Source organism: Leptospira montravelensis, assembly GCF_004770045.1.
GTDB lineage: Bacteria > Spirochaetota > Leptospiria > Leptospirales > Leptospiraceae > Leptospira_A > Leptospira_A montravelensis.
Window position 1 is genome coordinate 824,386 of the sequence record NZ_RQFO01000017.1, and the last position, 20,129, is coordinate 844,514.

The window sequence follows — 20,129 nt, forward strand, 5'->3', positions numbered from 1 at the left end:
TTAATAGTGATAAGATGGTCTTAAGATTTCTCTAGCGACATTGTTTAACATAACTTCAGAACTTCCACCGCCAGCTAATAGCGACTTTACTTCTCTCACATAACGATCATAAGGACGATTTCTGTAACATGCATGGGATCCCGTGAGAGTGAATGCTTTATTTACCGTTTCATCGGCAACAACTCCTGCAAGATACTTAGCAATAGAAGTTTCTAGATTATGGTTTACTTTTTGATCATGTAACCAAGCCGCTTGGTTTCTTGCCAGTTTCGCAGCTTCTAATTCGGAGGTAAGTTTCGCAATGATCCATTGAATTCCTTGAAAGTCAGAAACTCTGTTTTCACCAACCTTTCTAGATTTGGTAAACGAAACTGCGTGATCCAAACAACCTCGAGCAATTCCAATTAGCTGCGATGCAACACCAAGACGACTTAATTTAAAGATTGCCATAAAGGTTTCGATCCCTCTGCCTTCTCTTCCTAAAACAGTATCAGCAGGAATACGGCAATCTTCAAAGTATACATCATACATAGGAGCTGAACGTAAACCAATTGGATCTTGTTTTACGTATCGAATGCCTTTCGAATCTTTATCTACCAAGAATTCAGTTAATCCTTTATCAGTTTTTGCTAACACCATCATTAACTGTGCTTCTTTTCCCAAATTGATATGTACTTTTAATCCATTCAGCACCCATTCGTTTCCATCTTTTACTGCAGTTGTTTGAATGTTTTGAAAAGACGACCCTGCATCTGGCTCAGAGATAGCCTGTGCAGCCATAATCTTTCCTTTCGCAAGTTCAGGTAACCATTTCCGTTTTTGCTCTTCTGTTCCAACAGCTAAGAGACCTTGCTGAGCTTGGATTAAATTCTGTGGACCATATACTAATTCTTTGGCTGTTTCTTCCATAATGATAGTATATTCCATTGCGCCTTTGCCCATTCCGCCGTATTCCTCTGGAACAATTACGCCAGTCCAGCCCTTTTCACCTAACGCACTCAATACGTCCCATGAAAACTCACTATCGCGTTCTTCCACATCTCTTTGGGGATCTGCACCCGCAATCTTTGCGTAAGCAGCTACAGCTTCTCGTAATCGGTTTTGTTCTTCCGAAAAATAAAAATTCATTTAATCATTTCCTTTTGGTTTTTCTTAGATTTTAAGTAAAATAATAACGTTGCGAATGAAGATGTGATCGGAACAAATAGTGCGTATAACAATGGCATCCACAAAATTTCATTCACTAATCCTGCTGGAAAACTAAGTAAAATCACTGCGATCGTAAGTGGTCCATTTTGAATGCCTGTTTCTAAAGAAACGGTTGTACTTTGTTTCTCTGATAGATTTAAAATCTTACTAAGCGCATAACCGAATATATATCCCAGAACCGTAATCAATATGGCAGAAATATACATTGCGGATGTTGTTTTTTTCAATATCTCAATATTCTTCGGAACCATTACGATCAAAAGAAATACGATCATTAGAATTCCTAAAACACTTCCCACTTTTTCAATTTTTAACGCCAATTTAAGATTAGCTGATCTAATCTTAATGCCGATCAAAACAGGAAATATTAGGATAATAATGGAACCAATAATACTCTTATATGGAATTTGAATCTGTTCTGCGTTGAATCCAGAACAATACAACCAAAACAAAAATGGCATCATTACGATGGCAAGAATTGTCGAAGCAATGGTCATACTAATGCTCAACGCAACATCACCTTTTGCATAATAGGTTAATAAATTTGAAGTAGTCCCGCCAGGAGTACAGCCAACTAAAATTAATCCTATGGCAAACGATGGAGAAAGTTCAAACCCCGTAGCTAGTCCAAAAGCAATCAATGGCATAAATCCAAATTGGGAAATCATTCCAATTAACAATGGTTTTTTGGACTGGATTGCTTTTTTAAAATTTTCTAAGGTTAAAGTTGTACCCATCGCAACCATTAGAAAAAAAATCATAGAAGCAAATAATATTTCTTCGACTCTTGTTAACATAATATTAGTTTAACTCTTTCGCCAAGTGAGTGGCAAGTTTCGATGCAATCGCGTAAATAGTAAAACTTGGATTTACACCCAAACTTGTGGGGAAAATGGATCCATCGATGACAGATAAGTTTTTTACATGGTGAAATTTTCCAAACGTATCTACCACGGAAGTTTTTGGATCTTTTCCCATTGGATTTCCACCTAACGGATGTGTGGAATTTACTACCGTATTTGGAGATTGGATTGTCATTGATTCAATTCCTTTTTTTGCTTCTGACCAAGAAGAAAAAGGACTCACAGCATTATTAGCAGGAACAACAGTTTTTGCTCCTGCTGCAAACTGACACTCTGCCATTGATAAATAAGATCTCCTAATTCCATCTATCATATAGTCATTCAATGGATAATCTAGGATTGGATAACCAACATCATTTAAACTTACCGTTCCACCGAGACTTTCTTGGTTAAATCCATCTCGAATTTGCGAAACCAATACATGTAAGTTTGGATAACTTTTTACATAAGCTTCGAACTCTTCGCCAACTAACTTACGTAAGTTCATAAGAACAATAGGTTGAGCACCTACGGCTTCAATATTATAACCAGCTCTTCCCGTTACTCCATCCTTCCATAAAAATTCGTCCGAAGCCACAGATTGAGGAGCACCGAAAAATCCAAAAACGGAAGAAGGCATTTCTGCAACCGAATAATTATGCAATTGTACGAAAGTTCTTTTTCCAATTAATTGATAAGGATCAGGTAGTTTGGATCTTAAAAGTAATGCCGGTGAATTAATGGCTCCTGCACTGGTAATGAAATGTTTTGCAAATAATCTTATTTTTGGTTTGTTATCTGTTTTATAAACTGCAGGCTCACATACCAAATGATCGATTTGATTTTCACTCCATTCATAACGAAGCGCTTTTGTATTGTACAACAACGTTGTTTTTTCTTTGAGAGCAGAAGGAATCGTAGTCACTAGTTGGCTTTGTTTAGCATCAACGGGACAACCCAACCCGCAATATCCTAACATACGACAGTTTTTAACATTACGCGGAATCGAACTATAACGCCATCCTAGTTTTTTTGCACCTAAACTAAGTAAGTTGTTATTATGATTATGCGCTTCCCATGTTTCAATGGAAAGCCTTTTAGAAGCAACAGCAAACCAAGGTTCCATCTCTTCCGAACTATAACCTGAAATGCCTAAATCATTTTGCCAATACTCTAAAGTTTCTTTTGGTGTTTTGATACAAGTTGTCCAATTGACCACTGTTGATCCACCAACAGTTCTTCCTTGCACAACAGTAAATGCTTTATCTTTTGTAGGTCGAGTTGCGCCTTCAAAGTAAAGTCGATTAAAAGTAGAAAGTTCTTTTAGATCAAAGTCTTTACTCGTTTCGTAATTTCCTTCTTCAACGATAATGACTTTGTATCCTGCTTTGGACAAAATCTCAGCACTAGTTCCTCCACCAGCACCTGATCCAACGATAACATAATCCGCCTCTAAATCCAAATCCTTCTCAAGATAGGAAACATTAATTAATTTATCCATGACGTAATCCTAATGCATGTTTTGGACCTGGATATCCGACATGTTTCCATGAATAGGATGATTCAAAATACCCAATTGTAATCATTGATTGTAATAAAAAGAAAATAGAACGAAATAAACTAATATAGGACATCTTCCATTGGTTCAAGGTTTTGATGACTACGTTCCTATCGGTTAATTCCCAATGGGAACCAGTTCCAAACAAATACCATCTAACAAATCTTAAATTTAAAAATTGAATGGCTTCCAATATCTCTTCTTGAGTATGAATTGGTAAAGTGTAGAGATAGGAATCAATGCCTAGGATGACTTCATTGATTACCTTTTCTTTTTCTAAAGGTTCTTTAGGGAGAAAGTTGAAAAGTACTGCTTCACCTAAATGGGCGAAAAGTTCTTGGGCATCAGGATCTAAAAATTGGCATTGAATGCCCCTAGCAACAACTTCTGAGTTTGTGGATGGTTTGCATTTCCAAGTAGAAAGAAACAGGAAAACCGCCCCAAAAGCAGAAGTTTTGACAATAGTTCGTCTAGAAATTAGATGTTTTCTCGAAATTGCCATTCTATATCCGGATTCACCCTTACGAAATAATGAATGAATATTCATTCCTTTTTTTACTTTACAAGTACTTTTTTAAAAAAAGAATGAAACGAATGAGATCTTGGGATTTTATGATCCCAATTGAAAAAGGAACAATTCATCCAATCTGTTTGGATGGTAGCGAGTAGCATTGGTCGAAAAGTCGTTAAAACTAAATAAAAGCGAAGAAATCCTTAACGCCGCCTTAGAATTATTTACTGCTAAAGGATTTGATGGTACGGCAGTCCCACTCATTGCCGAGAGAGCAAACGTAGCGGCCGGAACCATTTATCGGTATTTTGCTAGTAAAGAAGAATTGGTAAATAGTCTCTTTCAAAGATGGCAAGAAAGTTTATATAATAAGATCAAATCCGATTTTCCAACAGAGGAAAATCCAAGAGAACAATTTCACTGCATCTGGCAGGCAATGGCTGAGTTCCAAAGAGATAATCCCCTTGCCTTTGATTTTTTAGAAATGCAATATAATCTTCCTTATCTGGATAAAAAGAGTGTAGAAAAACGAGCGTTACTTTTGAAATTTTTAACTCGTTTTGCACATAACAACCGCAATATATTTAGAAACTTACCACCAGATGCTTTGATAGCGATTGTATGGGGAGCATTTGTTGGTTTGGTAAAAGGATCTAGAAACGGGAAAATAAAGTTAGATTCTGCTTTTTTAAAAGAATCAGAAGAACTAATGTGGATTGCCATTCGTTTGCCTACTTAAAGAACAACTTTTAATCTAAAGTTAAATCCACAAAAAAAGAATATCCCATTTCGTTTACACGGGAAAACACAATCACATTCTTTTTTAGTTCTTTATCCCAATATGGATCACTCACTTGCCAGTTTTCTGAATCTCTGAAAACTTGTTTCACATGTTTATAAAAAAAAGGCATATAAGACCAGTTTTTCTGAATTAATAATAGGTTTTCACTAAAACTCGTTTCACTAGTTCGCTCATAATAAGGTGAAACTTGGGTACCCTGCCAATCTGTTACATAAACTCTTTTAATATGAGAGTCTATTTTAAAAAATGAGTGTGGATCGATAATCACACGATTATCTAACTTTATAGTTTTTAAATGAATGGAATTTAGTTTTAATTTTATTTGTTTTTCGAATTCAATTTCTGTTGCTACTTCTCTTCGTTTCATTTCATGATAAAATTGTAAGTGTGGGACAACAAGATCACAAATATTATTTTTATCATGATTTTGTTCTGAAGGTCTTCCTAAAAAATAACCTTGTAAAAGACTTGCTCCAGAACTAATAGCACGATACAACTCTTCCTCAGTTTCAATTCCTTCAAAAAGTAATTGAGAACCAATACTTAAAGAAATTTGTTTCAAATATTCTAAAATAGATTGGTATTCTCTTTTCTCGATAGATTTTTTTAATAAGTTTAAATCAATTTTTATGATATCTGGTTTAATAGCACCTAATCGTTCTAAGTTGGAAGATTCAGACCCAACATCATCCAAAGCAATTCCAAATCCTTGTTCTCGCAAAAGTTCAACACCTGCAGCTAAAACATCGGTTCCGTAACTTCCCGATTTTTCGGTAATCTCTATAACAATTTGATTTAAAGGAATCCCATAACGATTCACCAAATCAGAAATGGGTAAGGTATTCGAACGGCTTTCTTCGTATTCCAAAATCACTTGGTCTGGAGACATGTTTACAAACAAAAGATCCTTCGTGGATTGTATTTTAGTGAGTGCCAGACTTAGTAACTGCCGATCGATGATACTCATTCGAAGTGCCGAAACATGTGGATCGGTAAACTCTGGAACCGCCACCAAATTCCCAAGATCATCACGTTTGCGACCTAAAGATTCGTAAGCCACAACTGTCTGTTCCTCTACCGAGAATATAGGCTGTAGCAAAGGGACATATTGATTTGTACGCATCGGTTCCACTGTTGATTCCAAAGTCATAGGTTTCCTTTCCACCATCGTCTGTTTTAACGGAATTAAATTCAATAAATTAAACTAAGCCCATTCTGAACTTAGTTCTATTGCTGAAATTCAGGAGAAATGGACAAGTCTTGACCCCTACCGCACTTTTTCTTAGACTCCTAGGAAGGGTAAGAATTCTCTCTCCCGAAATGACTCAGAATGAAACAAAAGACCAATACCCGTTTTTTACCCAAAGGCCTGACTATTTTGTACGAAGACAGAGACCTTCTTGTGGTAGATAAACCTGCAGGACTCCTTACGATCGCCACCGAATCGGAGAAATCAAAAACCGCTTACGCTGCTCTTATGGATTATGTAAAAAAAGGGAGCGAACGTTCTAAAAATAGAATCTTTATCGTACACAGATTGGATAGAGAAACTTCAGGAACCTTAGTATTTGCCAAAACAGAAACAGCAAAACAAACACTCCAAGAGTCTTGGGAAAAAACTAAAAAAATTTATTTGGCAGTGACTCATGGTGTATGGAAAGAAAAGTCAGGTACCATCCAGTCCTATCTTGTAGAATCCAAAGCGCATCGAGTATATTCCACTGACGAACCAGAATTAGGAAAACTTTCTAAAACAAAATTCAAAGTTTTAAAAGAAACAAATTTATATTCTTTATTAGAAATCGAATTATTAACAGGCCGCAAAAATCAAATTCGTGTTCACTTATCCGATAAAAAACATTCGATTGTTGGTGATACAAAGTATGGAAATGAAACAAGATCCTATCCAAGAATGGCATTACATTCTTTTTCTATACAACTGACTCATCCGTATAACAATGAATTGCTTACTTTTGAATCGAAAATCCCCGCTTATTTTACTGGACTAGTTGGTGGATATGAAAGGAATACAAATGAAACATAAAGGTTTTATCTTCGATATGGATGGTGTGGTTGTAGACAATCATTCCTTTCATTTCAAAGCTTGGATGGAATTTGCAAAAAAATATAATTTTCCACTAAATTCGGAAATCTACAGAGATACGTTTAATGGTAAAACCAATGCAGATCTTTTCCGCATGATATTTGGAAATATCTCTAACAAAGAAATCAAAGACTATGGCGATGAAAAAGAAAGTTGGTACCAAGAATTATATAAAAAAGAAATGAAACCACATACAGGTCTTGTGAAGTATCTTCAATTCCTAAAAGAGAACCACTTAAAAATTGCTCTAGGAACTTCTGCTCCTACAATGAATGTCAATTTTACTCTGGATACTTTGTCTTTAAGGCATTTTTTTGATGTGATTGTAGATGGAACAATGGTAAGCCAAGGAAAACCTAACCCGCAAGTGTATGAACTTTGCGCAAAAGAACTTGGGCTCAATCCAAAAGAATGTGTTGTGTTTGAAGATTCCCTTGCTGGTTTACAATCTGGAAAATCTGCAGGATGTTCCATCATTGGTGTGGCCACATCTCATACAGAATTTGAATTAAAAAATCATGTGAACCACATCATCCAAAACTTCACTGAACCCTCAATTTATAATTTATAAACGAAGTTTACTCTTGAAAGTCGGTAAGTAAGTTTCCCCTTTTATTAGACAAATCGATACGAATGACGGCCGTTCTACCTTCATCCGCATAGGAAAGGTCATCAAAAGATAATTTACGGGCCATAAAAATTCCCCGACCATGCGTTTTAAAAGCATTCTTTGTCATTGCTTCCACAGACAAATACCTTTGCCAATCAAAACCTTTTCCTTGGTCACTCACGCGAATTTCTATCCTTTCTTCATTTTTTTCAAAAGTAACTTTTACAAATTTATCTTTAAATTCGGGAGTATCTAATCTTCTAAAAATTTCTTCCATTAGTTTGTCATTATCATGAAGTTCCGATTTTTCCTGATAAGAAATACCCAAGTTTCCATGTTCAATCGCATTGTTTAAAATTTCCATAATGCCAGTTAACACACGTTCGGGGTCTGGACATGCATTGGCAAGTAACGGTGCTAATTCATGTGACTCACGGATAGAACGAATGCGAAACTCACCAGTGATCATATGCCTAAGTGCACCCATACCTTTATGAAGGTCTTCTTTTGCACGTTGCAGTTTGATAAAATGTTCTACTGCTGTTTGTACAATACGAACGAGTAAAGTTCTAGAATAAGGTTTTGTAAGATAATAAAATGCACCTGCATCCAATCCTTCTGTCATATCTGTGACGGAACTCATAGCAGTTTGAAAGATTACAGGAATATCTTTATACTTTTCTGATCTCTTGATTTTTTTTAGAAGTTCAATCCCATCCATTTTGGGCATTAGTCGATCCAATATAATTGCATGAAATAATGTAGAATCGGAACTAAGGATTTGGAATGCCTCTTCCCCATCTTTTGCTTTTACAACATTAAAGCCTTTGTCAGAGAGAGATTCATCAATGATCATCAAATTGATCATCTCATCATCCACTGCGAGTAAGTTAATCATCGGAGTCCTTCGCGAGAACAAGGAATTAACATAGTAAAAATTGCTCCCTTTGTTTCATGGTTCTCGGCATACAACAAACCGTGGTGATCATTCACAATTTCTCTAGAAATGGACAAACCGAGCCCTGTTCCTTTTGTTCCTGCTTTCACTTGTTTGGATTGGATGAATTTTTCAAAAATTTTATCCAAGTCTTCGGGAGGAATTCCCGGTCCAAAATCACGAATCTGTATTCCGATACCATTGACATATGACTGAGTTTTTCTCGGAATAAATTCTCTTCTGACCATACTAATTTCAATATTAGTGTCATTTGGAATGAATTTTAGTGCATTTGAGAGAATATTTCGTATCACCTGCTGGATCCTTTCGTAGTCGAACTCGGCTTCCCAACGTTCTTCCTTCTCTAATAGAACAACTGTAATCCCTCTTTTTTCCAAAATGACTCGCATTTCGTTAATTACAAATTTAGTGGTTTCTTTCAGACAATTTTTCTCAAATAAATATCTCATTTTGCCTGATTCTAATTTGGCAATATCTAATAGATTTTCAAGTAAACCTAGCAAGCGTTTACCGGAAGAATCGATAATCTGAAAATATTCTTTGATTTTCTCTGGTGAAACCGTTGCTGATTTTTCTTCCCCTAGTTCAGCATAACTTAAAATAGCGTGGATCGGTGTTTTTAATTCATGAGAGATATTTGCTAAAAAGAGAGACTTCATATAAGAGGCTTCTTCAGCAATATTTTTGGACATTTTTAAGTCCATTGTTTGGCTTTCAACCAACTCTTCTAAATGATTTCTATATTGGTATAATTCTTCTTCTTGGATTTTCCTTTGACTAATGTCTCTTAGAATTCCTGTAAACATTTTCCCTGATTTAGTTTTGAATTCGCCGACAGATAATTCACATGGAAAAATTTCACCTGACTTCCGTAGTGCGATAAGTTCCCTACCGACTCCAATGATATGCTGAGTCCCTGTGGCCTTATATCGTCGCAAGTATTCATCATGTTTTTCTTTGTATTCAGGTGGAATGATCATCGTAACGTTTTTGCCAATCACTTCATCATGTGAATAACCAAAAGTAATTTCAGCGGTTTTGTTAAAAAATTGGATAATACCGTCATCGTTGATGATGATAATGGAATCGGCAGCATTTTGTGCCATCGAAAGGAATCTAGACTCACTTTCTAAAAATGCATTCTCTAAACGTTTTCTTTCAGTGATGTCCCTATGGTTGGACATGATATATCCTTCATAGAGAACTACAAACCTAACTTCCACATGACGAATGTTTGGTTCTACACCATAAGAGTATTCTTTCCAAAATACTTGGCTTTTTTTCTCAGATAAATATGCCAATGCTTCTGCTGCGATTTCACGTAAGTAAGGAGGAAGACCCACATCAATATGTTTGCCAAGTAAGGTTTCTGGTTTGTCGCCAATGTTCACAAACCTGGAAGATTTATAATCAACAATGATTCCGTCTCTGTTGATCTTGAGCCAAAAATCAGGATTGGACCGGAGTAGGTTTTCCAATTCCCGAAGTACAGCTTCCGGTGGAAAGTCGGAAGGATTCTGCCAAATACGGGCAAATGAAGAATTTGGTGCCATACAGTAAAGTCCTGATAATGAGTCTCTGAAAGAACGCTATTTTCGGAAAGAAATTGTAAGAAATGAGTGCGAAAAAAGAATCAACGTTAAGGTTCTCCTCTTGTTCTACAATCACCTGATCAAACCAATCCTATTTCATTTAGATCCGGAATCTGCGCACCACTTAGCCGCAACATTCCTTTCACTTTCACAAAAAATCCCTTTTTTCTATAAGACTCTAGCTTCTATATTCCAATACAAATCCAAACGGTTAGAACAAACCATCCAAGGAATCCATTTCCCCAATCCATTAGGACTTGCCGCAGGTTTCGACAAAACAGCAGAACTTTTCCCCACAATGATTCATATGGGATTCGGGTACATTGAAGTAGGAACCATCACTGCCAAAAAACAACCAGGCAATGACAAACCCAGACTCTTCCGTTATCCCAAACACAAAGCCCTCATCAACCGAATGGGATTTAATAACCCAGGCGCAGATATCGCGGAAACCAATATAAAGAATCAACAAAAGTTGGGAGTGCGTGGTATCAATGCCGGTAAATCAAAAGTCACAGAATTAGAAAATGCTGTTGGTGATTATGTTTATACTTTGAAGAAGTTGGTTCCTTATGGGGATTATGCTGTGATCAATATCAGCTCACCAAACACTCCCGGATTACGATCTCTCCAATCCAAAAAAACATTAATTGATCTTATCGAAGGAATCCAATCTGCTTTTGATCACAAATTTCCCATTCCTTTGTATTTAAAATTTGCTCCCGACTTAACAGAAGAAGAGTTAATCGAAAATTTAAAAGTATGTTTGGATTATAAAATCAGTGGTGTCATTCTGACTAACACTACACTTAACAAAGAAGTACTCGGAGAAACCAATCCAGAAGAAGGTGGACTTTCCGGTGGACCTCTTTTTGAAAGATCCCTTCACTTTGTTTCCTTAGCTTATAAAACTCTAAAAGGAACAATTCCTATCATTGGTGTGGGAGGAATCGACTCAGGGGAAAAAGCAAAACGTATGATCGAAGCTGGGGCCAACCTCATCCAAATTTATACAGGTTATATCTACGAAGGACCATTTCTTCCTTACCAAATTTGTTCTTATCTCGACAAAGTGATCCAACAAAAGAAACTCTCCAATATCTCCGAACTTGTAGGAACCGGAAATCCATTATGACACAAACCAATCCCGGTACAAAAATCTGCACCCACTTCGGAACTTGTGGCGGTTGTAATTATCTAGACATTGATTACACCAAAGAACTTCGAAAAAAAGAACAAAACATCAAAGAACTTTTTAAAACGTATCGCCACTTAGAATTTCGTACCATAGTTCCAAGCCCTTCTCCTGAGAAATACCGTCACAAAATCCAACTTCCTTTTGGAAGGAGGATCATTGGAAACAAAACTCTTCTAACTTTGGGTCTCTTTAATAAGGAATCCACATTTGTCCTAGACCAAACCGAATGCGATATCCAAGATCCGGGTCTTACAGAAATTGCACTAGCCGTCAAACAATGGGCTAGGCGAGAAGGACTTCTTCCTTATAACGAAAAATCTAGACGTGGGATGATGAAATACCTTGTGGCTAGAAAGTCCTTTTCCACAGGAGAAATCATTTTAGGAATTGTTACGGCAAAAGAAGATATTCCACATGCCAAAGATGCTTCCAAAAGACTTCACACAGCGATTCAAAACCGAATTGGTAAAACAGGAAAGTTTGGTAAAATAGTCGGAATCATCCAAAACATCAATACCAAACACACCACAATGGCACTGGGTCGCGAAGAACATTTGTTATGGGGTAGACCCTACATCCACGAACATTTTGGAAAACATAAATTCCGCGTGGGCCTTTCTACTTTTTTACAAGTAAACCCTATCCAAACCCCAAGTTTGTACAATTTGGTTTTGGATGAAATCGAACCAAACTCCCGTGTCATTGATGCGTATTCAGGGATTGGAACCATTTCGTTTTGGATTTCAGGAAATTGTAAAGAAGTGATGGGGATCGAAGAAAATCCCAATTCTCATCGAACTGCATTGGAATCTATTAAGTATAACAAAGTACACAATGTACGGTTTCGCAAAGGTAGAGTGGCCGAAGTTCTACCAAGTTTATTTGGAAAAAACTATGATACCTTAGTTCTTGATCCACCGCGCACAGGACTCGGAGTCGAAGTAGCAGAAACTATTTTGGGAATGGGTTTTAAAAAAATAGTCTATGTATCTTGTGATCCAATGAGTCTCAGAGAGGACACAAACCTTCTGGCAAGACAGTACTTCCTAAATTCAGTGCAACCTGTGGATATGTTTCCAAGAACCGACCACGTTGAAACCGTAGCCGTTTTTAGGAATAAAAACCTCACATAACATCCATTACAAACTCTGAGGCTTTTTTACTAAAAGCCATAATGGTAAAACTTGGATCCACACTTACGCCTGTAGGAAAAACAGAAGAGTCTGCGACAAACAAGTTCTCAAATCCATGCACTTGGTGACGAGAATTCACAACAGAAGTTTCGCTCGATTTTCCCATCCGGCACCCGCCTGCAGGATGGGGGGCCGCCATTGGAAATTCCGCAGGCCTCCAGGCCAGAGCATCAATTTCTTCTTTTTTAGGCATTTTGGAATATTTACGAAGTTTCATACCCGCTAGGAAAACTTCTTTGGCACCTGCTTCAAAATTTAACTTCATCTGTTTGTATGTCAGGTCACTAAAGATTTGTTTGGTGACCTTTCCAAATGGATAATTGATTTTTCTTTTTCCAAACAGATCCACTTCGATGGAACCAAGTTCCCCGTCCACATCGTCAATCCAACCAATGGTCCCACCTAAATGTTCCATTTGTTTCATATAAGTATAATGGTCTTTTCCAAAACTGGGAACGAGGGCCGCAAGAGTAGCAGGTTGTAATTGGTTTGGCATTAACATATACCCGCCCTCTTTGTACTTTCCATTTTGGTATCTAGCCAAACGAAAATCCTCCACTCCATAAGCTGCAGGAATGTTTCTCCATTGGATGATGGGTTCTTCAAATAAGGCATGTACCATGGGAGATGGATTGATTGCTAAATACTCACCAAGTGCAGGTAACCTTCTTTTTAGGCCATTGCGAAGTAAAAAAGTAGAACTACCAAATCCACCTGCCGAAACACAAACCGCTTTGGATTGAAAAATTACCTTTGTCGCAGTCGGTCGCAAAGTTCTTCGATCAATCACAACAGCTTCGAGGCCTGCGACTTTCCTACCTTGGAAAATTAATTTTTCTGCCCGAAGGTCTGTATACACATCGGTTCCGAGTAACACTGCCCTTGGGATATGAGTCACAAGTTGTGATTGTTTGGCTCCAAACATACAACCTTGCATACAATGGCCAGATTTCTGACAGTTTTTTCTTGCCTGTGGGACGGCATGACCCTCCCAACCTAATCTTCGTGAGGCGCTTCGAAACAGTCGATTCATCGGATTAAAGGATTCTTCACCCGCCGGTGTTACATGAAGGTCAGCTTCCAATTCCGGCCAATAGGAATGTAGATCTTCGGGAAGGTGATTTTCCATTCCGTACTTACGATTCCATAATAACAACCGGTCATCCGGTGTACGGTAACTATCAGCCCAGTAATGAACCGATGCCCCACCCAGATTGTTTCCGTACACGAGGTTGATTCCACCATCTGCTGTGGTATGAAAATTTCTCTCGGCTGAAACTTTGCCACCCATATTGAGTTCATGGTTATCAAAAGTACCTGTGTGATAGTTTCCGCCTTGTTCGATAAGGGCGACTTTAATTCCTTTTTTAGAAAGTTCGTAGGCCATTGTCGACCCACCACATCCCGATCCAATGACCACTACATCCACAATGATGGTTTCATTCTTCGCATAACTTTTGTAATCGCGGTAAATTCCAGACTTCATCTTAAACTTCCTTTCCATTCACCAAATTTTGGTAGTGGATTCTGGATTCGCTCCATTTCTCAGGAGGATTGCCAAAAGGACCTGGATAAGAAATTTGCGGCCAAGTCGACTTGTGACCATAATAAACCAAACAAACCAAAAGTTTTAAATTTCCAACCACGGCACGGACGATATCCGAATCTGTCTCTGCCAAAAGAGATAAAAGTTCTTCTCGTTTTTCTTTGGAAAGACTGGAAAAAAAACTAAAATATCCATAAAAGAGGGGAAGGTATTCCAAAACCATCACTGCCGAATGAAAGTCTTCCTGGATCTCTTCGGAAACAAAATACAACTCTTCATCCAATCTTCGCATAACATTTGCTTCATCTAAACTAGGCATTCCCGGTTCAGAAACAGGAAGTACAACTTCAGAAAAAGCAGTCACCGTTCCCCTTTCTGAATCACTAAAATAAAAAAATCGAATTTTGGATTTGATGCCCGCACAAAAAACTAAGAGAGCTAAAAAGGATTTTCTAGAGATAGAGTACATAGATTCTTCCTTGGTTTTTTTCTTCTTTCACAACATTGATTACTGGTTTTCCCCCGAGATTTAGGAAAGCATCCCCACTAGCAGCTAAATCCCAAATTTCACCTCGGAAAAATACATTAATTCCTGCTTTTACCTTTGGATCTTTCAGGCGACCATGCATTGCATATTTTTTCCAAGCAGTTCGTTCGGAAATAACACCTATGTCTTTGGGATCCACATCTTTTGGATTCGCATAACCGTTGTAACCTTGCCATTTAACGTTCCAGGCGTCTGTTGGGGATACAAACGAAGGAACGGCAAGAAGGTCCGATTCTGATTTTTTAAACTCCGTATATACTTCTGGAAACCAAGAATCAGCACAAACCATCGTGTATAGTTTCCCAAGTGAGGTTTGGTAACTCGGATTTTCAGCCAACTTCCCTTCTTTGAGAAATTCTTTTTCGTCGGTAATGGGAAATAGTTTTCTTACGATTTGGTCATCCACTCTTCCATCGGGATGAAAATAAAAACTTACGTTTTCCAAAGGCCCATCTGTCGGTGTGATTTTTCCTTCTATGACTTTGGGATGGGGCAAAACAATGGAACCTGCGACAATGGAAACTCGATACTCACGGGCGAGTTTAGCAAAAACAGTTTGGTACCTATCAGTCATTTGCCAAGCTTTCATTCGAAAGAGTGTTTCTTTTAAAGTATCAGAAGAATAAGAACTGCTAAAGAGATAATGCCAAAGAAAGGAACCAAGGTTATGTTTTACCAAAACTTCCATTGCTTCTTGGATTGTATTGGTTGCAAAAACGGATTTGTCCTCGGCGGTCACTACGAGCCAAGTTCCAATATACTCGGGTAAAACAACGATACTACGATCTATAAAAAGAAGATCATTTTCCTTTGCTATCCGAAAGTATTCGTTCAAAGCCAAATAAAAACTATCTTCTGTTGCGTAACTATATTTGTTAAGATACGGTTCCATTCCCAGAAAACTTCCCCGTTTTCCTTTTCCCTCTTTTTGGATGTATACCTTTGGATTGGGAACGTTTTTGGAGATTTCCTCTTGAGGAACAATATGTTTTTGGCAGTGGATCGTAAAAACTGTAATGGTTACAAAAACAGAAAAAGAAACGGGAAAACGCATCCACCAAATCTACTACACAATTTCGTTTCAGACAATATTTAATTGTGTTCTTGGTTTTTTCTTTTATTTTGACCTTATTCTATGAAAGAGAAACCTGCTCCCAAAAAAATCGTTCTCGCTTACTCCGGAGGACTCGATACTTCCGTCATCCTGGCTTGGTTGAAAGATACCTATGGTTGTGAAGTCATTGCTTTTTGTGCCGATGTCGGTCAAAAAGAAGAACTTACAGGCCTAGAAGAAAAAGGAAAAAATACCGGAGCTTCCAAAGTGTACATCCAAGACCTACGTTTGGAATTTGCACGTGACTTTATTTTCCCTGCGATTCGGGGAAATGCCATTTATGAAATGCGTTATTTACTCGGAACCTCAATGGCACGTCCTCTCATTGCTAAAGCAATGGCGGAAGTGGCTACCAAAGAAGGCGCCGATGCATTTTCACATGGAGCAACAGGAAAAGGAAACGACCAAGTTCGTTTTGAACTCACTTTCAAAGCACTTTCGCCTAACTTACAAATCATCGCTCCTTGGAGAACTTGGAATTTTGGTGGGCGTGCAGATCTTATTGAATACGCAAAGAAAAAAGGAATTCCAGTTCCTGTAACAGCTGCTAAACCATATAGTATGGATAGAAACTTAATGCACCTTTCCTTTGAAGGTGGAATTTTAGAAGATCCATACAATGAACCTAAAGAAGATATGTTTATCTTAACCGTATCTCCCGAAAAAGCACCAGACAAACCAACTTATCTAGAATTGGATTTTGAAAATGGGGATTGTGTTGCCATCGATGGAAAAAAACTAAACCCACTCGAAGTGATGGAAACCTTAAATGACTTAGGTGGAAAAAATGGTGTGGGTCGAGTTGACATCGTTGAGAACCGACTTGTAGGTATTAAATCTCGCGGAGTGTATGAAACTCCAGGTGGAACTATCCTTCATATCGCACACCGCGATTTAGAATCCATCACACTTGATCGTGACACCCAACACAAAAAAGATGAACTCTCTCAAGAGTTTGCTCGTTACATTTACAATGGCCAATGGTATTCCAACCAAATGAATGCTTTACGCGCATATATGGATTACACACAAAAATATGTGAATGGAACCGTACGAATTAAATTGTACAAAGGAAGTTGCACAGTTGTGGGACGAAAATCCAACAAATCGCTATACAATGCAGGACTATCTACATTCGAAAAAGAAGAATTGTACAACCAATATGATGCCGAAGGATTTATCAACCTTTACGGTCTGCCTATGAAAGAGTGGGCAAGGGTAAACAAATAAGATGAAAAATATCGCCGTATATCCAGGTTCTTTTGATCCGTTCACAAACGGTCATCTCGACATCATACGGCGAGCTCATCCGTTATTCGAAGAGATCATTATTGCTGTTGCAATCAATTCCAAAAAAACTTCCCTATTTTCCCCAGAAGAACGAGTGGAAATGATAGGGAAAGTTTTTAAAGGTTGGGACAAAATCAAAATCGATACCTTCGAAGGCCTAACTGTAGATTATTGCAAAGAAAAAAATTCTCGTGTGATTTTACGCGGGCTTCGTGCGGTCACAGATTTTGATTACGAATATGCGATTTCACTGATGAATAAAAAATTGGCTCCAGAAATCGAAACATATTTTTTAATGGCGGACAATGAATACTCTTTTGTCTCCTCTACTATCGTCAAAGAAGTAGCAAGACATGGAAGAGCCGTTTCTAACCAAGTTCCAGACATTGTGGGCGAAGCCCTTACCAAAAAATTCTCCGTTTAAGGAGAAAATGAGGATTCTATGAAAACACGTTCTTCTCTTTTTTATGGATTCACCATTCTCTTATTTGGTTCTCTAGGTTACTTTCTTTTACAAGCCGGGACTCTTCTTGAAGTCACAAAAAATATTGTAACAATATCCAATGAACATCTAGACACTGAAAATTTTTTCAACCGTTTCCACCATCCATTAGCCCTACTATTTCTCCAAATAATCATTGTTTGTGGGTCCGCGCGATTTGTTGGTTATGTTTTCTCAAGGAAACTCAAACAACCATCCGTAATGGGTGAAATTGTAGCAGGGATTTTACTTGGACCATCTTTACTTGGTTATTACTTTCCAGAAACGATGGGATTTTTATTTCCACCGGCAAGTCTTCCCACTCTCGGAACCCTCAGTCAAATAGGTTTAGTTCTTTTTATGTTCATCATAGGAATGGAACTAGACATCTCGGTTCTTAAAAACAAAGCACATTCAGCCATAATCATTAGCCACGCCAGTATCATTTTCCCTTTCTTTTTAGGGATGATATTAGCTTATTTTTTTTATACTGACTATGCACCGGAAAATGTAGGTTTTTTATCTTTTTCACTTTTTATGGGAATAGCAATGAGTATCACTGCCTTTCCCGTTCTCGCAAGAATCCTTCAAGAACGGAATCTCACAAGAACTCCGCTTGGTGCAATGGTTCTAACTTGCGCTGCTGCGGACGATATGACCGCTTGGATCTTACTTGCGATCATTGTAACAATTTCTAAAGCCGGAAATCTCAATACGGCACTTTTCACCATAGGACTATCTTTTGCCTATATCCTAACAATGATTTATTTAGTGGCACCCTTTCTCAAACGATTAGGATCCATTTATATCTCCAGGGAAAACTTAACAAGAACTGCCGTTGCTCTTATCTTAATGATTTTATTCCTCTCTTCACTCACAACAGAGGTCATCGGTATCCATGCTCTGTTCGGAGCATTTCTTGCGGGCGTCATTATGCCAACAGAGGGAAACCTCAAAAAACTCGTAGCGGAAAAGATAGAAGACATAGCTGTTATTTTATTTCTACCCATTTTCTTTGTGATCACAGGACTTAGAACTGAGATTGGCCTGCTCAATGGGTCTCACCTTTGGTTAGTGTTTGGACTCGTCATCCTTGTGGCGGTAGTGGGAAAATTTATAGGAAGTGCTTTTGCGGCCAAAGTTTCGGGCTCCAATTGGGAAGATGCCCTTTCCATAGGTGCTCTTATGAACACTCGTGGTCTCATGGAACTTGTGGTTCTTAATATTGGATATGATTTAGGAATTTTAAGTCCTGAAATCTTCGCAGTATTTGTGTTAATGGCACTTGTCACCACTCTTTCTACTGGACCACTTCTCGATGGAATCCAAAAGTTTTTTTCTAATACCGAAAAACGTATTCCTACAGAAAAACCAGTAGACCACAAATTACGAGTGTTAGTTGCTTTTGCCCAAGAGAAAATGGGAAAAAGTTTGGTTCGATTTGCTTTTTCACTTTCTGGAAACCAAAAGAAAAATTTAGAAATCACTGCACTTCATATTTCACCAAACGACTCACTTTCCAATGAAGAAATTCGCCGATACCGGGATGCCAGTTTTGAAGCGATTCGCCAAACAGGCTCTAGTATGGGAATCCAAGTTCAAACAGAATACCGTATCACAGACAATGTTACATATGAAATTGTCAATTTTGCTAAAATCAAACATACAGATATTTTACTCATCGGTGCTGCCAAACCTCTATTTTCTCGTAGTTATACGGGGGGAAAAATTAAGGGAATTCTCAACTATTGCCCTGCCACTGTGGGTGTCCTCATCGACAACGGTTTGGAATCTGTAGAAAAAGTAGCAATTCTTTACAAAGGGGAAAAAGATCCCATCCTGGGTTTTGCACAAAAACTAACCTCCCTCAAAGGAATGAAGTCGAACAAAATCAAAGTGGAAGACTTAGTACAACCGGAAACAGATCTAAATCCCTATCCCATCTCCATAAACAAAATCACTGGGTATTCATTGATTCTCATTGATCTGAATGTCTGGGAAGAAATGGGATTTGAGAAAATGGATCTTCTCCCAACTTCATTTCTTTTGGTTCGTTTTTTAGGCACTTAAAGATTCGATTGCTTTTTTCGGTTTCTCCAAGCTTTTGGAGATATGGAAAGAACTTTTATTATGCTTAAACCCGATGCTGTGAAAAACAAACACATCGGCGACATCCTTCAAAGAATCGAAAAAGAAGGATTTAAAATCCTAGGAATGAAATTCCTAAAACTCAGCCTCGAAGACGCTAAACAATTTTATGCGGTTCACGCAGCTCGTCCATTTTATAATGACCTTTGCACTTACATGGCATCTGGTCCGATCGTAGCTTGCGCTCTTGAAAGAGACAACGCGGTAACACATTGGAGAGATGTAATCGGTGCCACTGATCCAAAAGAAGCAAAAGCAGGAACCATTCGTGCTCTTTTTGCAGAAAGCAAAGAAGCAAATGCGGTTCACGGTTCTGACTCTGTGGCAAACGCACTTCAAGAAATTGCGTTTTTCTTCAAAGGGTATGAACTTAACTAAGTTCGAACCAAACAATCGATCGGTTCTTTAAAGAGAACCGGTCTTTTT

At 38.0% G+C, this 20,129-nt stretch carries 19 protein-coding genes; 9 read left to right on the forward strand and 10 right to left on the reverse strand.

Translation table 11 applies throughout. From position 1 onward, the window contains the following. The 4 genes from EHQ31_RS17780 to EHQ31_RS17795 are packed head-to-tail and all read right to left on the reverse strand — an operon-like array spanning window position 1 to window position 4,156. Window positions 1–1,128 carry an acyl-CoA dehydrogenase family protein gene (locus EHQ31_RS17780; RefSeq protein WP_135572559.1) on the reverse strand — a complete coding sequence of 376 codons (1,128 nt, stop codon included), beginning with the start codon at window positions 1,126–1,128 and terminating at the stop codon, window positions 1–3. Then, entirely contained in the window at window positions 1,125–2,006 is an 882-nt protein-coding gene (locus EHQ31_RS17785; RefSeq protein ID WP_135572561.1) for a bile acid:sodium symporter, read from the reverse strand. Before EHQ31_RS17785 ends, EHQ31_RS17780 begins: the two co-directional genes overlap by 4 nt. A gap of 4 nt (window positions 2,007–2,010) precedes the next feature. Further along, the gene (locus EHQ31_RS17790; RefSeq protein ID WP_135572563.1) at window positions 2,011–3,552 is read right to left on the reverse strand and encodes a GMC family oxidoreductase N-terminal domain-containing protein; all 1,542 of its coding nucleotides are present in this window, start codon (window positions 3,550–3,552) and stop codon (window positions 2,011–2,013) included. Beyond that, window positions 3,545–4,156, reverse strand: coding sequence for a hypothetical protein (locus EHQ31_RS17795; protein ID WP_135572565.1), 612 nt, complete (start codon window positions 4,154–4,156; stop codon window positions 3,545–3,547). The genes EHQ31_RS17790 and EHQ31_RS17795 overlap by 8 nt, the downstream gene beginning before the upstream one ends. Before the next feature lie 124 nt (window positions 4,157–4,280). Between EHQ31_RS17795 and EHQ31_RS17800 the strand changes: the two genes are divergently transcribed. Further along, window positions 4,281–4,859 carry a TetR/AcrR family transcriptional regulator gene (locus EHQ31_RS17800; protein ID WP_135572567.1) on the forward strand — a complete coding sequence of 193 codons (579 nt, stop codon included), beginning with the start codon at window positions 4,281–4,283 and terminating at the stop codon, window positions 4,857–4,859. A 10-nt stretch (window positions 4,860–4,869) separates the two neighbouring features. Here the strand turns inward: EHQ31_RS17800 and EHQ31_RS17805 are convergent, their stop codons facing one another. Beyond that, window positions 4,870–6,045, reverse strand: coding sequence for an EAL domain-containing protein (locus EHQ31_RS17805; RefSeq protein WP_135574036.1), 1,176 nt, complete (start codon window positions 6,043–6,045; stop codon window positions 4,870–4,872). A gap of 207 nt (window positions 6,046–6,252) precedes the next feature. Here EHQ31_RS17805 and EHQ31_RS17810 point away from each other — a divergent pair, with 207 nt between their 5' ends. Together EHQ31_RS17810 and EHQ31_RS17815 are read left to right on the forward strand one after the other, a co-directional pair. After that, window positions 6,253–6,966: an RluA family pseudouridine synthase gene (locus EHQ31_RS17810; RefSeq protein ID WP_135572569.1), complete on the forward strand. Its 714-nt coding sequence runs from the start codon at window positions 6,253–6,255 to the stop codon at window positions 6,964–6,966. Then, on the forward strand, window positions 6,956–7,597 hold the full coding sequence (locus EHQ31_RS17815) for an HAD family hydrolase (RefSeq protein WP_135572571.1): 642 nt from the start codon (window positions 6,956–6,958) through the stop codon (window positions 7,595–7,597). The genes EHQ31_RS17810 and EHQ31_RS17815 overlap by 11 nt, the downstream gene beginning before the upstream one ends. A 7-nt stretch (window positions 7,598–7,604) precedes the next feature. Here EHQ31_RS17815 and EHQ31_RS17820 read toward each other — a convergent pair whose 3' ends face one another. Together EHQ31_RS17820 and EHQ31_RS17825 are read right to left on the reverse strand one after the other, a co-directional pair. Beyond that, window positions 7,605–8,534, reverse strand: coding sequence for a response regulator (locus EHQ31_RS17820; protein ID WP_135572573.1), 930 nt, complete (start codon window positions 8,532–8,534; stop codon window positions 7,605–7,607). Beyond that, complete coding sequence (locus tag EHQ31_RS17825; RefSeq protein WP_135572575.1) at window positions 8,531–10,147, reverse strand: sensor histidine kinase; 1,617 nt, start codon at window positions 10,145–10,147, stop codon at window positions 8,531–8,533. Before EHQ31_RS17825 ends, EHQ31_RS17820 begins: the two co-directional genes overlap by 4 nt. Window positions 10,148–10,247: 100 nt before the next feature. On the opposite strand from EHQ31_RS17825, the gene EHQ31_RS17830 reads away from it, so the two are divergent. Both EHQ31_RS17830 and rlmD read left to right on the forward strand, forming a co-directional pair. Then, complete coding sequence (locus EHQ31_RS17830) at window positions 10,248–11,321, forward strand: quinone-dependent dihydroorotate dehydrogenase (protein ID WP_135572577.1); 1,074 nt, start codon at window positions 10,248–10,250, stop codon at window positions 11,319–11,321. Continuing rightward, on the forward strand, window positions 11,318–12,517 hold the full coding sequence (gene rlmD, locus EHQ31_RS17835; protein ID WP_135572579.1) for a 23S rRNA (uracil(1939)-C(5))-methyltransferase RlmD: 1,200 nt from the start codon (window positions 11,318–11,320) through the stop codon (window positions 12,515–12,517). Before EHQ31_RS17830 ends, rlmD begins: the two co-directional genes overlap by 4 nt. On the opposite strand, the gene EHQ31_RS17840 is transcribed toward rlmD, so the two are convergent. Genes EHQ31_RS17840 through EHQ31_RS17850 form a run of 3 tightly spaced genes read right to left on the reverse strand, consistent with a single transcriptional unit; the run spans window position 12,510 to window position 15,724 of the window. Continuing rightward, window positions 12,510–14,063 (reverse strand): FAD-dependent oxidoreductase, encoded by a 1,554-nt coding sequence (locus tag EHQ31_RS17840; protein ID WP_135572581.1) that lies wholly within the window; start codon window positions 14,061–14,063, stop codon window positions 12,510–12,512. The two genes, rlmD and EHQ31_RS17840, sit on opposite strands and share 8 nt — an antisense overlap. Window position 14,064: 1 nt before the next feature. Continuing rightward, window positions 14,065–14,592 carry a hypothetical protein gene (locus EHQ31_RS17845; RefSeq protein WP_135572583.1) on the reverse strand — a complete coding sequence of 176 codons (528 nt, stop codon included), beginning with the start codon at window positions 14,590–14,592 and terminating at the stop codon, window positions 14,065–14,067. Then, entirely contained in the window at window positions 14,576–15,724 is a 1,149-nt protein-coding gene (locus tag EHQ31_RS17850) for a nitrilase-related carbon-nitrogen hydrolase (protein WP_135572585.1), read from the reverse strand. The genes EHQ31_RS17845 and EHQ31_RS17850 overlap by 17 nt, the downstream gene beginning before the upstream one ends. Before the next feature lie 81 nt (window positions 15,725–15,805). Between EHQ31_RS17850 and EHQ31_RS17855 the strand changes: the two genes are divergently transcribed. Genes EHQ31_RS17855 through EHQ31_RS17870 form a run of 4 tightly spaced genes read left to right on the forward strand, consistent with a single transcriptional unit; the run spans window position 15,806 to window position 20,081 of the window. Next, window positions 15,806–17,014: an argininosuccinate synthase gene (locus tag EHQ31_RS17855; RefSeq protein WP_135572587.1), complete on the forward strand. Its 1,209-nt coding sequence runs from the start codon at window positions 15,806–15,808 to the stop codon at window positions 17,012–17,014. Between the two features lies 1 nt (window position 17,015). Further along, on the forward strand, window positions 17,016–17,498 hold the full coding sequence (gene coaD / locus EHQ31_RS17860) for a pantetheine-phosphate adenylyltransferase (RefSeq protein ID WP_100743597.1): 483 nt from the start codon (window positions 17,016–17,018) through the stop codon (window positions 17,496–17,498). An 18-nt stretch (window positions 17,499–17,516) separates the two neighbouring features. Then, entirely contained in the window at window positions 17,517–19,625 is a 2,109-nt protein-coding gene (locus EHQ31_RS17865) for a cation:proton antiporter domain-containing protein (protein ID WP_135572590.1), read from the forward strand. 42 nt (window positions 19,626–19,667) lie between these two features. Further along, on the forward strand, window positions 19,668–20,081 hold the full coding sequence (locus tag EHQ31_RS17870; RefSeq protein ID WP_100788832.1) for a nucleoside-diphosphate kinase: 414 nt from the start codon (window positions 19,668–19,670) through the stop codon (window positions 20,079–20,081). The last annotated feature ends 48 nt before the right edge of the window (window positions 20,082–20,129 follow it).